Consider the following 13,808-nt stretch of genomic DNA (forward strand, 5'->3'; position numbering starts at 1 on the left):
TATAAGAGACAGGCCTCGTCCTGCCCCCGCGGCCGTCCCCGTGAAGCCGCGCGCGGTGCCCGGCACCCCCTGCCTGTCCACTGCCGACGCCTGCGTCGACCTGTCGGCCAACCGCGCCTGGCTGATCAGCGGCGGTGCCGTGCAGTACGGCCCCGTCGCGATCACCCACGGCCGCGTCGGCTACCGCACACCGCCCGGCACCTTCAAGGTCTCGTTCAAGAACATCAACCACCGCAGCTCGATCTACGACAACGCGCCAATGCCGTACTCGGTGTTCTTCAACGGCGGCATCGCCTTCCACCAGGGCAGCCTGAGGCAGCTCTCGCACGGCTGCATCCACCTCTCGCCCGCCGCCGCCCGGAAGTTCTTCGCCAACCTGCGTGTCGGCGACGTCGTGCAGGTGGCGCGCTAGCCGGCGCCTTCCGTGCCGTGGAGCACTCTCCGCTGCGCGTCCCTACCGGTACGAGAAGACTGGGCCACATGAGCGACGACGCCGGCTTCCGCATCGAACACGACACGATGGGCGAGGTGAAGGTGCCCGCCGACGCGCTGTGGCGGGCTCAGACCCAGCGTGCCGTCGAGAACTTCCCCATCTCAGGCCGGGGCCTCGAGCGGGCCCAGATCCGGGCGCTGGGCCTGGTCAAGGGCGCCGCCGCGCGCGTCAACGGGCGTATTGGGGTCCTCGCACCCGAGCTCGCGGAGGCCATCGCCGCTGCCGCCGACGAGGTGGCCGCGGGGAAGCACGACGCGCACTTCCCCGTCGACGTGTTCCAGACCGGCTCGGGCACCAGCTCCAACATGAACGCCAACGAGGTGATCGCCTCGGTCGCGGCCGGAGCCGGCGTCGAGGTGCACCCGAACGACCACGTCAACGCGTCGCAGTCGTCCAACGACGTCTTCCCGACGACGATCCACCTCGCAGCCACCGAGGCACTCAGCACCGACGTCATCCCGGCACTGGAACACCTCGCGGCCACGCTGCGCCGGCGCGCCGAGGACTGGGCCGAGGTCGTCAAGGCCGGGCGCACCCACCTGATGGACGCCGTGCCGATCACCCTCGGCCAGGAGGCCGGCGGCTGGGCGACGCAGGCCGAGTACGGCGCCGCCCGGTTGCGCGACACGCTGCCCCGGCTCGGTCAGCTGCCCATCGGCGGTACCGCGGTGGGCACCGGCCTCAACGCGCCCGACGGGTTCGGCGGCGCGGTCGTCGAGGAGCTCAAGGCGGCCACCGGGCTCGACGCGCTGTCCGAGGCGGGCGACCACATGGAGGCCCAGGGCGCGCGTGACGGTCTCGTGGAGGCCTCCGGTGCGCTCCGTGGCGTCGCCGTGTCGCTGTTCAAGATCGCCAACGACATCCGCTGGCTCGGGTCGGGGCCGCGCACCGGTCTCGCCGAGCTGCACCTGCCGGACCTGCAGCCGGGCAGCTCGATCATGCCGGGGAAGGTCAACCCGGTGATCTGCGAGGCCACGATGATGGTGGCCGCCCAGGTGATCGGCAACGACGCCACCGTGGCCTTCTCGGGAAGCCAGGGCAACCTCCAGCTGAACGTGATGATGCCGGTGATGGCGCGCAACGTGCTGGAGTCGGCGCGCCTGCTCGCCGCCGCGGCCCGGCTGCTCGCCGACAAGGTGGTGGCCGGCGCCGAGGCCGACGTGGACCGGGCCCGGGAGTTCGCGGAGTCGTCGCCCTCCGTGGTCACGCCGCTCAACCGCTACCTCGGCTACGAGGAGGCGGCGTCGATCGCCAAGCAGTCGCTGAAGGAGCGCAAGACGATCCGTGAGGTGGTGCTGGAGCGCGGGCACGTCGAGTCGGGCAAGCTCACGGGCGACCAGCTCGACGCCGCTCTCGACGTCCTGACGATGGCCCGCGGCAGCAAGACGTCCTGACGCCGCGGGGGGAGGTATCACCCACACGGCTCGAAGCTCGTCGCGCTGCGTGATGATTCACCCGATGTTCACCCTTCTCGCTACGCCACGTGATTGCATGCGGAGGCAAGTAGCGGAGGGAGAACCTGGTGAGCGACTACGGCAGGTTCACGTTCGAGCCGCTGCTGAACCTCGTGAACGGCCGCCCTGTGGGCATGGAGGTGCGCCGCTGCCAGGCGCGTGACCAGATCGAGGTGGTCGCCCGCCAGTCCGTGTGGGGCACCCGGCAGCTCGCGGAGTTCGACTCGGGCATCGCGATCGCCTCGGTGCTGTACGGCACGGAGTACGACGCGACGGTGCCGCTGCACGTGGACGTCCTGGCCGACACGGTGGTGGCGGCCAGGCGGCGCGTGGCGCAGGTGCGCACCTCGCTCCGCAACCGGGACCCCGCGGGGTTCACCCCGCCGATCCTGCTGGAGATCAACCCCGCCCTCTCGGCCGCGCCGCCCGACGCCCTCGCCGAGGGGGTCGCCGAGCTGCGGGCCGACGGTTTCGGCATCGGCTTCGACGCGGTCAGCCGGGGCTTCGGGCTCGATCTCATCGCCGAGCTCGAACCGGACCTCGTCAAGATCGACCCGGCGCTGGTGGCACGGATGCCGCACGCACCGCGCGCGCGTGCCGTGGTGGCGGCCCTGCTCGACGTGTGCCGCGTGGTCGGCGTGCGGGTGTCCGCCACCGGCGTGAGCACGCCGGAGCAGCTCGCCGCCGTGCGCGACCACGGCATCCCCTGGGCCCAGGGACCGCTGCTCGCCGAACCGCGCAGGCGCCCGTCGACGAGCGGGATCCTGCTCCCGGTGGAGCTCATGCCCCGGTCCCGGGCCCCGCAGCCACCGCCGGGCGGCCCGGAGACCGCGCCCCTCGAGCAGCAGCGGCCACGTCAGTCCGTGGCCGATCTCGCGCAGGCCGCGGTGGCGCTGCCGGAGTCGGTGACCGCCGAGAAGGTGCGCCAGGCGCTCGCCGACCACCCGCAGACGGGCAGCGTCGTCCTGCTCGACCCGAACGGGCAGCCCACCGGCTTCCTCGACCGCAACCGGTTCATGCTGGCCATCTCGGGCCCGTTCGGCCGCGCCCTGTACGCGAACCGGCCTGCGATCGCGCTCGCGGAGGAGCCGCGCACGATCCCCGCCACCACGGACGTGCGCAGCGCGCTGAAGTTCTGTCTCTCCGGTGACCGCAGCCGCAGCTACGACGACCTCGTGCTGCTCGACGCGGGCCGCGTCTGCAGCGGGATCGTGCGGGTCACCGACCTGCTGCAGGAAGCCACCGGGAACCCGTCCGCCGCCTGACCACGGCCCAGGCCGCCGTCGCCGGACCTCCCCCTCCGCACGTCCGGCTTCGCCAGGTCACGACGGGATACCGGACGGGACGGCTCTCGCAATCGGGCTGTATCCGCCGCTACATTCCCCAGACGGGTGATCGCCACACGGCCGAAATGTCAACAGTGCAGGCTGCGGCGTCTCCATCGGGTGAACCAGTCAGTCAGTAAAGAAGGAGCTCCCCATGACCGCACGCCGCGTACTGGTGGCCGCGATCGGCGCCGCGCTGGCGTTGAGCGCGGCCGGATGCGTGAGCTCAGGCGGCTCGACCAGCACGGACGCCGCGGGCGGCGGCACCGGCTGGGCCACTGCCGCGTCGGCCCAGGCAGGCGGAGGGTTCGACGCCCTCGTCGCCGCCGCCAAGGCCGAGGGTCAGCTCAACGTCATCGCACTGCCGCCCGACTGGGCGAACTACGGCGCCATCATCAAGACCTTCGGCGACAAGTACGGCATCAAGGTCAACTCGGCGAACCCCGAGGGAAGCAGCCAGGACGAGATCAACGCCGTCCAGCAGCTGGGCACCCAGGACCGGGCGCCCGACGTGCTCGACCTCGGGCAGTCCTTCGCCACCGGCAACACTCCGCTGTTCGCGCCGTACCAGGTGCAGACCTGGGACTCCATCCCGGCCGGGAACAAGGACGCCGGGGGCGCCTGGGTCAACGACTACGGCGGCTTCATGTCCATCGGCTGCAACGCGAAGCTGGTGCCGGTCTGCCCCACCACCTTCGCCGACCTCGCCAAGCCGGACTACGCGGGCAAGGTCGCGCTCAACGGCGACCCCACGCAGGCCGCGGCGGCCTTCGCGGGTGTCTGGGCGGCAGCGCTGGCCAACGGCGGCTCGCTCGACGACATCTCCCCCGGCGTCGCGTACTGGAGCAAGCTCGCCAAGGGCGGCAACCTCCTCAAGGTCGACCCCACCCCGGCCACCGTCGAGAGTGGACAGACCCCGATCGTCCTCGACTGGGACTACCTGAACGTCGCGCAGGCCGAGAAGGTCAAGGCGTCGTTCGAGTGGAAGGTCGCCGTGCCGTCGGACGGTCTCTTCGCGCAGTACTACACGCAGGCGATCAACAAGAACGCCCCGCACCCCGCCGCGGCCCGGCTCTGGCAGGAGTTCCTCTACTCCGACGAGGGCCAGAACCTCTGGCTGGCCGGCAAGGCCCGCCCGGTGCGGCTGCAGGCGATGACGGACGCCGGCACCGTCGACAAGGACCTCGCCGCGGCCCTGCCGCCGGTGAGCGGTGAGCCGAAGTTCCCGACGCAGGCCCAGACCGACGCGGCGCAGAAGATCGTCGCCGAGGGCTGGTCCGGGGCCACCTCCTAGGAGCAGAGATGACCGCACTGCTCGAGGCTCCCGCCGCTCCCCCGGAACGGGTGCGATCCACCCGTTCCTGGGCGGCGGCGCTGGGGCTGCTGCCGTTCCTGGGCTACATGCTCGTGTTCCTCGGCGGCCCGCTCTTCTTCGTGATCAGCGGTGCCTTCTCCGACCCGGACGGCCGCCCAACCGCGGCCAACGTGCTCGCCTCGATCACCGAGCCGCAGTACCGGGCGGCGTTCCTGTCGAGCCTGGTGCTCTCGGCCGTCACGGCCGTGATCGGCGCCGTGTTCGGCACGTTCCTCGCCCAGGCCGTGCTCATCGGGCGCCCCGACAGCCCGTTGCGCCGGATCGTCGCCACGGCGTCCGGCGTGCTCGCCTACTTCGGTGGCGTGCCGCTCGCCTTCGCCTTCATCGCCGCGCTCGGCCAGACCGGGCTCGCCACGGTCTTCCTGCGCGGCATCGGCATCGACCTCTACGCGGGTGGCTTCCGGATCGACTCGCTGACCGGCCTGGGTCTCACCTACGTCTACTTCCAGGTGCCGCTGATGGTCATCCTGATCACGCCGGCTCTCGAAGGGCTGCTCCCGCAGTGGCGCGAGGCGGCGGAGAACCTCGGCGCGTCGGCGTGGACGTACTGGCGCCACGTCGCGTTCCCGGTGCTCGCTCCCGCGCTGGGCGGGGCGACGCTCGTGCTGTTCGGCAACGCCTTCGCGGCCTACGCCACCGCGCTGGCGCTCACCAGCGGCTCGATCCCGCTGCTGCCCACCGCGATCGCGTCCGCGCTGTCGGGCAACGTGCTCGCCAACCAGCAGAACGTCGGGCTCGCGCTCGGCTTCGACATGGTGGTCGTGATCGCGGTCGTGATGGTCGGCTACCTGTTCCTGCAGCGCCGGGCCGCCCGCTGGAGCTCACGGTGAGGCGGCGGCGCTGGCGCGTCGTCGTCCTCACGATCGCGGCGATCTACTTCCTGGTGCCGCTGCTGTCGGCAGCCGAGTTCAGCCTCCGCGTTCCCGGCGGCGGCTACGGGCTGGGCAACTACCTGGCCATCGCCCACGACGACGTGCTGCTCACCTCGCTGCTCACGTCGCTGCAGATCGCCGTGCTCACCGCCGTGGTGGTGCTCGTGCTGGTGGTGCCCACGGCGGTGTGGGTACGGCTGCGCTTCCCCTCGGTGGCCGGGTTGCTGGAGAGCGCCACGATCCTGCCGATCGTCGTCCCGCCGGTCGTGATGGCGGCCGGCATCGCGTTCGTGCAGGCCAACCTCGGCGGCCCGGTGTTCCGCACCCTGTTCGCCTCGTCCACCACCGCGCTCACCCCGTTCTACGTGGTGCTCGCGCTCCCCTTCGCCTACCGGGCGGTGGACAACGGGCTCGCCGCCATCCCGCTGCGCACGCTCGTGGAGGCGGCCCGCAACCTGGGCGCGGGCCTGCCGTCGGCGCTGGTGCGCGTGGTCCTGCCGGCCATCCGCACCGCCGTCCTCGGCGCCGCGTTCCTGACCCTCGCCCTGGTGCTCGGCGAGATCGTCATCGCCCGCATCCTGCTCTACACCGACACGTTCCCCATCGCCGTCGTCGAGGTGGGGCGCAGCGCCGCGGGCGTCTCGGTGGCGTTGTCACTGGCCAGCCTGCTGTTCACCTGGGTGCTGCTGCTGGCGGTGTCGTTCGCCGGTGGCGGCCGCACCCGTTCGAGGAGGACCTCCGCATGACCGACGTCATCACTGCACCGCAGGCGACGGAACGCGGCACCGCCGTGGAGTTCCGTGCCCTGCGGCGCACCTACGGCAGCGCCCACGCCCTCGACGGGCTCGACCTGGCACTGAAGCCCGGTGAGCTGCTCGCGTTGCTGGGGCCGTCCGGGTGCGGGAAGACCACCGCGCTGCGGCTGCTGGCCGGCTTCGACACCCCGACGTCGGGCCAGGTGCTGATCGGTGGCAAGGACGTCACCGGCATCCCGGCGTCGAAGCGTGACACCGGCATGGTGTTCCAGGCCTACAGCCTGTTCCCGACGATGACGGCTGCGGAGAACGTGGCGTTCGGGCTGCGCATGCGCCGGGTCGGCGCGGCGGAGCGGGCGCGCCGGGCGGCCGAGCTGCTCGAGGTCGTGGGGCTCGGCGACCGGGGCGGTTCGTACCCGCACGAGATGTCCGGCGGCCAGCAGCAGCGCGTGGCGCTGGCCCGGGCGCTGGCCGTCTCACCGTCGGTGCTGCTGCTCGACGAGCCGCTCTCGGCACTCGACGCGCGGGTGCGCGTCCAGCTGCGCGACGAGATCCGGCGCGTGCAGCTGGCCGAGGGCATCACCACGCTCTTCGTCACGCACGACCAGGCGGAGGCGCTCGCCGTGGCGGACCGCGTGGCCGTGCTCAACAAGGGACGCCTCGAGCAGGTGGACACCCCGCAGGAGGTGTACACCCGGCCGGCCACCGAGTTCGTCGCCGAGTTCGTCGGAGTCACCAACCATGTCCCCGTCGAGGACGGCCGGATCCGGCCCGGCGCGGACACGCGTCAGGTGCGCCCGGAGGGGCTCACCGTCGGCGACCCGGACGGGCTGTCCGGCACCGTGCTCACGAGCACGTTCCTCGGTGCGGTCACCCGGCTCGTGGTCACCACCGAGGTCGGCGAGCTGATCGTCGACGTCACGAGCCGGCCCGACCTCCCGGCAGCAGGAGAACCGACGACGGTCACCCTGGCCCCGTAGGAGTCCCCACCCAAAGTTCAGGAAAGCCACTTTCAGGCCCTCAGCGGGCAGGAAAGTGGCTTTCCTGAACCACGGGGAGGCCCCGCGCGCACCGGCGAGTGTCGGTGTGCGCTGCCAGGATGGGTCGGTGCTGCTCGCCGACGTCGTCTCCGCCTCCGCCGCGGTCGGGGCCACGCGCTCCCGCACGGCGAAGACGGCCACGCTGGCCGCCCTGCTGCGGAGCGCGGCGCCCCACGAGGTCGAGCCCGCCACCGCCTGGCTGGCGGGCGAGCCCCGCCAGAGCCGCCTCGGCACCGGCTGGCGCACGCTCGCCGGGATCGACGCCGCGCCCGCCGCCGAGCCGCGGCTGGAGGTGGCTGCGGTCGAGGCCGCCCTCGACGCCCTCGCCGCCACCACGGGGGCCGGCTCCACGGCCCGGCGAGCCGCGCTGCTCGCGGAGCTGTTCGGCGCCGCCACCGCCGATGAGCAGGCGTTCCTGCGCCGTTTGCTCACCGGCGAGCTGCGCCAGGGCGCGCTGGAGGGCGTCATGCTGGAGTCCGTCGCCGCGGCCGCCGCGGTCCCCGCGGCAGCGGTCCGGCGCGCCTTCATGCTCTCCGGGCGGCTCCCCGACACCGCCCGGCTCGCGCTCACCGAGGGCGTCGCGGGCCTCGACGCCGTCACGCTGCAGGTCGGCAGGCCGGTGCGGCCCATGCTGGCCTCGCCCGCCGAGGCGCTCGACGCCGCACTGGCGGAGATCGGGCCCCGCGCGAGCGTCGAGTACAAGCTCGACGGCGCCCGCATCCAGGTCCATCGCGACGGCGCCGACGTTCGGGTGTGGACGCGCACGCTGCGCGAGATCACGCCGAGCGTCCCCGAGCTGGTCGAGCTGGTGCGCGCCCTGCCGTGCCGTTCCGTGGTGCTCGACGGGGAGACGCTCGCGCTGCGCGACGACGGAGGCCCCCGCCCGTTCCAGGAGACGATGAGCCGGTTCGGCGCGGCGGCGGGCGAGCTGCTGCTGCAGCCGTTCTTCTTCGACTGCCTGCACCTCGACGGCACCGACCTGCTCGACGCGCCACTCTCCCAGCGGCTCGACGCCCTCGCCGCCGCGGTCGGCGGCCACCGCATGCCGGGTCTGCTCTCCCCCACCCCGGAAGAAGCCGCCGCACTGCTCGACGAGGCGATCGCCGCAGGCCATGAAGGCGTCATGGTCAAGTCGCTCGACGCGCCGTACGCCGCGGGCCGGCGGGGCCGGGCGTGGCAGAAGGTCAAGCCGGTGCACACGCTCGACCTCGTGGTGCTCGGCGCGGAGTGGGGCCACGGCCGCCGCTCCCGGCAGCTCTCCAACATCCACCTCGGCGCCCGCGATCCCGACGGCGGCGAGCCGATCATGGTCGGCAAGACCTTCAAGGGCATGACCGACGAGCTGCTCGCCTGGCAGACCAGCACGTTCCCCGCCCTGGCTCGGGAGCGGTCCGACCACGTGGTCCTGCTGCGGCCCGAGCTCGTGGTCGAGATCGAGCTCGACGGCGCCCAGCGCAGCCCCCGCTACCCGGGCGGCGTCGCGCTGCGGTTCGCCAGGGTGCTGCGCTACCGGCCGGACAAGACCCCAGCGGAAGCCGACACGATCGACGCGGTGCGCAGCCTGTTGCGCGAGTAGAATCCTCTTACCGTGCGCTTCCTCGAGGGCCAGCAGCCGTCCCACGACCTGACCTATGACGACGTCTTCCTCGTTCCGGGCCGGTCATCCGTGACCTCGCGGTTCGACGTCGACCTCACCACCGCCGACGGCTCCGGCGCCACGGTCCCGGTCGTCGCGGCCAACATGACCGCGGTCGCGGGCAGGCGGATGGCCGAGACCCTGGCCCGCCGGGGAGCGCTCACCGTCCTGCCGCAGGACGTCGCTTCCGACGCGGTCGCCGAGATCGTCGCCTGGATCAAGGAGCGGCACCCCCTCTGGGACACCCCGCTCGTGCTCACAGCCGCCGACGCGGTGGCGGACGCGCTCAACCTGCTGTCCAAGCGCGCCCACGGCGCGATCGTCGTGGTCGACGATGACGGCCGACCGGTCGGCACGGTCGACGAGGCCGCCTGCGGCGGCGTCGACCGGTTCACGCGGCTGGGCGACGTGCTCGACCCCTCGCCGCTCACCCTGCCGATGGACACGCCGCCCCGTGAGGTGTTCGACGCGCTCGGCACGCGGCGGGTCGCCCTCGGCCTCGACGCGGACGGGCGCCTCGCGGGCCTGCTCACCGGGCTCGGGGCCCTGCGCTCGGCGATCTACTCCCCCACGCTCGACGCGCAGGGACGGCTGCGCACCGCGGCGGCGGTCGGCATCAACGGCGACGTCGCCGTCAAGGCCGCGGCGCTGCTGGAGGCGGGCGTCGACGTGCTGGTCGTCGACACCGCCCACGGTCACCAGGACAAGATGCTGGACGCCTTGCGGGCCGTCCGGAAGGTCGTCGCCGACGCGGGCTCGGCGGTACCGATCGTGGCAGGCAACGTGGTCACCGCCACGGGTGTGCGCGACCTCGCCGAGGCGGGTGCCGACATCATCAAGGTCGGCGTGGGCCCCGGTGCCATGTGCACCACCCGGATGATGACCGGCGTGGGGCGCCCCCAGTTCTCCGCGGTACTGGAGTGCGCCGATGCGGGGCGCGACCACGGCGTCCGAATCTGGGCCGACGGCGGCGTGCGCCACCCGCGCGACGTCGCGCTCGCCCTCGCCGCCGGCGCGTCCGCCGTGATGATCGGGTCCTGGCTGGCCGGCACCTACGAGTCACCCGGCGACCTGCTGCGCGACGAGAACGGCCGCCCCTACAAGGAGTCGTTCGGGATGGCGTCCAAGCGCGCGGTCGGTGCCCGCACCCGCGGCGACGGCAGCTTCGACCGGGCCCGCAAGGCCCTGTTCGAGGAGGGCATCTCGAGCTCCAGGCAGCTGCTCGACCCCGCCCGCCCCGGCGTCGAGGACGTCCTCGACGGCATCTGCTCCGGGGTGCGCTCGGCGTGCACCTACGCCGGCGCCCGCACACTCGACGAGCTGCACGAGCGCGCGATGGTAGGCGTCCAGACCACGGCAGGCTTCACGGAGGGCACCCCGCACGGCCTGTAACCCGGCCCGCCCCCACTCCCCCGGGGAGTTGCAGCAAAGCCACTTTCATGCAACGTGGTTGCGTGAAAGTGGCTTTGCTGCAATCCGTGACGAGCTACGCCGCCGGGCCCTCCAGCATCTCGGTCACCAGCGCGGCGATCGGGCTCCGCTCGCTGCGGGTGAGCGTGACGTGCGCGAAGAGCGGGTGGCCCTTCAGCTTCTCGATCACCGCCGCGACGCCGTCGTGCCGCCCGACGCGGAGGTTGTCGCGCTGCGCGACGTCATGGGTGAGCACCACCCGGGACGCCGTGCCCAGCCGGGAGAGCACCGTGAGCAGCACGTTGCGTTCCAGCGACTGCGCCTCGTCGACGATCACGAAGCTGTCGTGTAGCGAGCGCCCACGGATGTGCGTGAGCGGCAGCACCTCCAGCATGCCGCGGGCCATGACCTCCTCGAGCACGTTCTGGCTGACGACCGCACCGAGCGTGTCGAAGACGGCCTGCGCCCACGGAGCCATCTTCTCGCTCTCGTTGCCGGGCAGGTATCCCAGCTCCTGCCCGCCGACGGCGTAGAGCGGCCGGAAGACGACCACCTTGCGGTGCTGCTGGCGCTCCATCACCGCCTCCAGCCCCGCGCACAGCGCGAGCGCCGACTTCCCGGTGCCGGCCCGGCCACCCAGGGAGACGATCCCGATCTCGGGGTCGAGCAGCAGGTCCAGGGCGATGCGCTGCTCCGCCGAGCGCCCGTGCAGCCCGAAGGCCTCGCGGTCACCGCGGATCAGGCGGACGCGCTTGTCGGACGTCACCCGGCCCAGGGCGGCCGAACCGCCGCCGGTGAGCCGCAAGCCCGTGTTGCACGGCAGGTCGCGCGCAGCGTCGTGGTCGATCACGCCGTCCCGGAACAGGGCGTCCACATCGGTGGACGTCACCTCCAGGTCGGTCATCCCCGTCCAGCCCGACGGCACCACGTCGAGCGCGTGGTACTCGTCGGCCTGCAGCCCGACGGCGGCCGCCTTCACGCGCAGCGGCATGTCCTTGCTGACGAGCACGACCTCACCCCGGCCGTCGAGCTTGCGCTCCGCGGCGAGGTTCAGCGCGCAGGCAAGGATGCGGCTGTCATTGGAGTCGGTACGGAATCCGGCCGGGAGCACCTCCGGGTCCGTGTGGTTGAGCTCGACGTGCAGGGTGCCACCCACGGTGCCGATCGGCACCGGAGCGTCCAGGCGGCCGTACTCGATGCGGAGCTCGTCCAGCATGCGCAGTGCCGTGCGGGCGAACCACCCGAGTTCCGGGTGGTGCCGCTTGCCCTCGAGTTCGGTAATCACCACTAGCGGCAGGACGACCTCGTGCTCGTCGAACCGGGTCAGCGACCACGGGTCGGACAGCAGCACGGAGGTGTCGAGCACGTAGCAGCGGGTGGAATGCGAAGCGGGGGCAGTACGACGGTCGGTCACGAAGGCTCCTCGCTAGCGCTCGTCTCAGCCGAGTCCCGGGTCGTTCGAGGCGACACCGGGGGTACGGCCGACGATTGCTCCCTGGTGAGCGCGACACCGCGCCCACATCACCGTTGGGCCGGCGGGCCTTGGCCGGGGCGTTCCCGACGGCCTGGAGCTCGCCGCCGACCACGCCCGCGAGGGCCGGGTGCCGGCCCCCTCGGGTGCAAGTGACACCACGACCAGGGCCTCCCGAGCGGTCCGCATCGGGTACGGGCCGCTGACGAGAACGCTACCGGCGGTCACCCGGGTGCGGTCAACAGCAACAGCGTGTCGGCCTGAGACTTCGCAGCGAGAATTAACAGAACGGACTACCGCTCATCGCCCAATGAACACCGCCTGTCGTCAACGATGCGGCATTTGTCCGTTTATCCGGACTTGGAGGACGCTCGAGCCGGTGACAGATCGGGGCGAAGGTCACGAACCGAAGCGGCGGTGGCGCGCCGCGTAGTCACGCAGGGCGCGCAGGAAGTCGACTCGGCGGAACGCGGGCCAGTACGCCTCGCAGAACCAGAACTCCGAGTGAGCGGACTGCCACAGCAGGAAGCCGGAGAGCCGCTGTTCGCCCGACGTGCGGATCACCAGGTCCGGGTCCGGCTGGCCCGAGGTGTACAGGTGCGCCGCGATGTGGTCGACGTCCAGCACCTCGGCCAGCTCCTCGATCGAGGTGCCCGACTCGGCGTGCTGGAGCAGCAGCTTGCGGACGGCGTCGGCGATCTCCTGGCGCCCCCCGTAGCCGACGGCGATGTTCAGCTCCAGGCCGGGACGCCCGACCGTGCGGGCCGCCGCGGCGGTGAGCCGGTGGGCCATGTCGCCCGGGAGCATCTCCAGCGCCCCGACGATCCGCAGCCGCCACCGGGCGGTGGGGCTGCTCAGCTCGTCGACGACGTTGGTGATGATCTCGAGCAGCGGCTCGAGCTCGTCCGCCGGCCGGTTGAGGTTGTCGGTGGACAGCAGCCACAGCGTGACGACCTCGACGCCGGCCTCGTCGCACCACTCGAGCAGATCGACGATCTTGGCGGCACCGACCCGGTGGCCGTCGTTGACGTCGGTGAAACCCTCGCCGCGCGCCCACCGCCGGTTCCCGTCGAGCATCAGTGCGACATGCCGCGGTCTCGCCGCCGTGCCCCTGCTCAACTCGTGGCTCAGCTTGCGTTCGTACAGCGAGTACAGCACGTCACGGACGCCCACGGGCCGTCAGCGTACGCCCGGCGCCACAGCCCCCTGCGGCGCACGGCCACTCCGGAAAACCGCATGGTGTTGTTCACAAACCGGTACACATGTGGAGCACTCACCGTGCCGTAGCCTCGACATGGTGAGCATGCGGACGGTCCCCGTGCCTCCCGGCGCGCCGCTGGTCAAGCCACGAATGCGCGGGTGGCTGCACTTCTGGTCGTTCACCGTGTCGATCGGAGCCTGCGCCACGCTGATCGCCGTCTCGGCGGCACTGGTGGGCAGAGGCGCCGCGCTGGCCACCTCGGTCTACAGCGTCACGATCCTGGGCCTGTTCGGCACCAGCGCGCTGTACCACCGCCGCACCTGGCGCACCCCGCGCAGCCGGGCCGTGATGCGCAGGCTCGACCATTCGATGATCTTCCTGTTCATCGCGGGCACCTACACCCCGGTCGCCGCGCTGGCGATGGACCCCGGCACCGCCCGCTGGGTCCTGATCGTGGTCTGGGCGGGCGCGCTCGCCGGCGTCGCGCTGAAGACGGTGTGGCCGCATGCCCCGGCGTGGGTCGGGGTGCCGATCTACATCGCGCTCGGCTGGGTCGCCGTGTTCGTGATCCCCGCCATGCTCAGAGGCGGCGGGGTCGCGGCGCTCGTGCTGCTCCTGACCGGCGGACTGCTCTACACGGTGGGCGCGGTGTTCTACGCCACCCGCAGGCCGAACCCGTGGCCCGCCACGTTCGGCTACCACGAGTTCTTCCATGCGGCCACGGTCCTCGCCGCGATCTGCCACTACATCGCGATCTGGCTCATCCTCTTCTGACC

The 13,808-nt window shown here is 72.1% G+C and carries 12 protein-coding genes; 10 read left to right on the forward strand and 2 right to left on the reverse strand.

Translation table 11 applies throughout. From position 1 onward, the window contains the following. From HF577_RS32710 to HF577_RS32750, 9 genes are all read left to right on the forward strand, one after another. Positions 1-412, forward strand: a 412-nt coding sequence (locus HF577_RS32710) for a L,D-transpeptidase (protein ID WP_246267756.1), incomplete at its 5' end; no start/stop codon positions are given. A 68-nt stretch (positions 413-480) separates the two neighbouring features. Further along, a complete protein-coding gene (locus tag HF577_RS32715; protein ID WP_169399870.1) occupies positions 481-1,887 on the forward strand; it encodes a class II fumarate hydratase in 1,407 nt (468 codons plus the stop codon). Positions 1,888-2,015: 128 nt separating this feature from the next. Next, positions 2,016-3,212, forward strand: coding sequence for an EAL domain-containing protein (locus tag HF577_RS32720; protein WP_169399871.1), 1,197 nt, complete (start codon positions 2,016-2,018; stop codon positions 3,210-3,212). Positions 3,213-3,426: 214 nt separating this feature from the next. After that, the gene (locus HF577_RS32725) at positions 3,427-4,566 is read left to right on the forward strand and encodes an ABC transporter substrate-binding protein (protein WP_169399872.1); all 1,140 of its coding nucleotides are present in this window, start codon (positions 3,427-3,429) and stop codon (positions 4,564-4,566) included. 8 nt (positions 4,567-4,574) lie between these two features. Continuing rightward, a complete protein-coding gene (locus tag HF577_RS32730; RefSeq protein ID WP_169399873.1) occupies positions 4,575-5,477 on the forward strand; it encodes an ABC transporter permease in 903 nt (300 codons plus the stop codon). Next, positions 5,474-6,265 (forward strand): ABC transporter permease, encoded by a 792-nt coding sequence (locus tag HF577_RS32735; RefSeq protein WP_169399874.1) that lies wholly within the window; start codon positions 5,474-5,476, stop codon positions 6,263-6,265. The genes HF577_RS32730 and HF577_RS32735 overlap by 4 nt, the downstream gene beginning before the upstream one ends. Further along, positions 6,262-7,254, forward strand: a complete 993-nt coding sequence (locus HF577_RS32740) for an ABC transporter ATP-binding protein (protein WP_169399875.1) — start codon at positions 6,262-6,264, stop codon at positions 7,252-7,254. The genes HF577_RS32735 and HF577_RS32740 overlap by 4 nt, the downstream gene beginning before the upstream one ends. A gap of 127 nt (positions 7,255-7,381) precedes the next feature. After that, positions 7,382-8,890, forward strand: a complete 1,509-nt coding sequence (locus HF577_RS32745; protein WP_169399876.1) for an ATP-dependent DNA ligase — start codon at positions 7,382-7,384, stop codon at positions 8,888-8,890. Between the two features lie 12 nt (positions 8,891-8,902). After that, on the forward strand, positions 8,903-10,342 hold the full coding sequence (locus HF577_RS32750) for a GuaB1 family IMP dehydrogenase-related protein (protein ID WP_169399877.1): 1,440 nt from the start codon (positions 8,903-8,905) through the stop codon (positions 10,340-10,342). A 94-nt stretch (positions 10,343-10,436) separates the two neighbouring features. On the opposite strand, the gene HF577_RS32755 is transcribed toward HF577_RS32750, so the two are convergent. Both HF577_RS32755 and HF577_RS32760 read right to left on the reverse strand, forming a co-directional pair. Further along, positions 10,437-11,774, reverse strand: coding sequence for a PhoH family protein (locus HF577_RS32755; protein WP_312859538.1), 1,338 nt, complete (start codon positions 11,772-11,774; stop codon positions 10,437-10,439). A 456-nt stretch (positions 11,775-12,230) separates the two neighbouring features. Then, positions 12,231-12,986, reverse strand: a complete 756-nt coding sequence (locus HF577_RS32760; RefSeq protein WP_211175213.1) for an isoprenyl transferase — start codon at positions 12,984-12,986, stop codon at positions 12,231-12,233. A gap of 139 nt (positions 12,987-13,125) precedes the next feature. On the opposite strand from HF577_RS32760, the gene trhA reads away from it, so the two are divergent. Then, a complete protein-coding gene (gene trhA / locus HF577_RS32765) occupies positions 13,126-13,806 on the forward strand; it encodes a PAQR family membrane homeostasis protein TrhA (protein ID WP_211175207.1) in 681 nt (226 codons plus the stop codon). The last annotated feature ends 2 nt before the right edge of the window (positions 13,807-13,808 follow it).

Source organism: Pseudonocardia xinjiangensis (assembly GCF_012911925.1).
In the GTDB taxonomy this organism is placed as follows: domain Bacteria; phylum Actinomycetota; class Actinomycetes; order Mycobacteriales; family Pseudonocardiaceae; genus Pseudonocardia; species Pseudonocardia xinjiangensis.

Coding starts and splice junctions, on each gene's coding strand:
- HF577_RS32715 (WP_169399870.1), top strand. CDS start 481: ATGAGCGACGACGCCGGCTTCCGCATCGAACACGACACGATGGGCGAG.
- HF577_RS32725 (WP_169399872.1), top strand. CDS start 3,427: ATGACCGCACGCCGCGTACTGGTGGCCGCGATCGGCGCCGCGCTGGCG.
- HF577_RS32730 (WP_169399873.1), top strand. CDS start 4,575: ATGACCGCACTGCTCGAGGCTCCCGCCGCTCCCCCGGAACGGGTGCGA.
- HF577_RS32740 (WP_169399875.1), top strand. CDS start 6,262: ATGACCGACGTCATCACTGCACCGCAGGCGACGGAACGCGGCACCGCC.
- trhA (WP_211175207.1), top strand. CDS start 13,126: ATGGTGAGCATGCGGACGGTCCCCGTGCCTCCCGGCGCGCCGCTGGTC.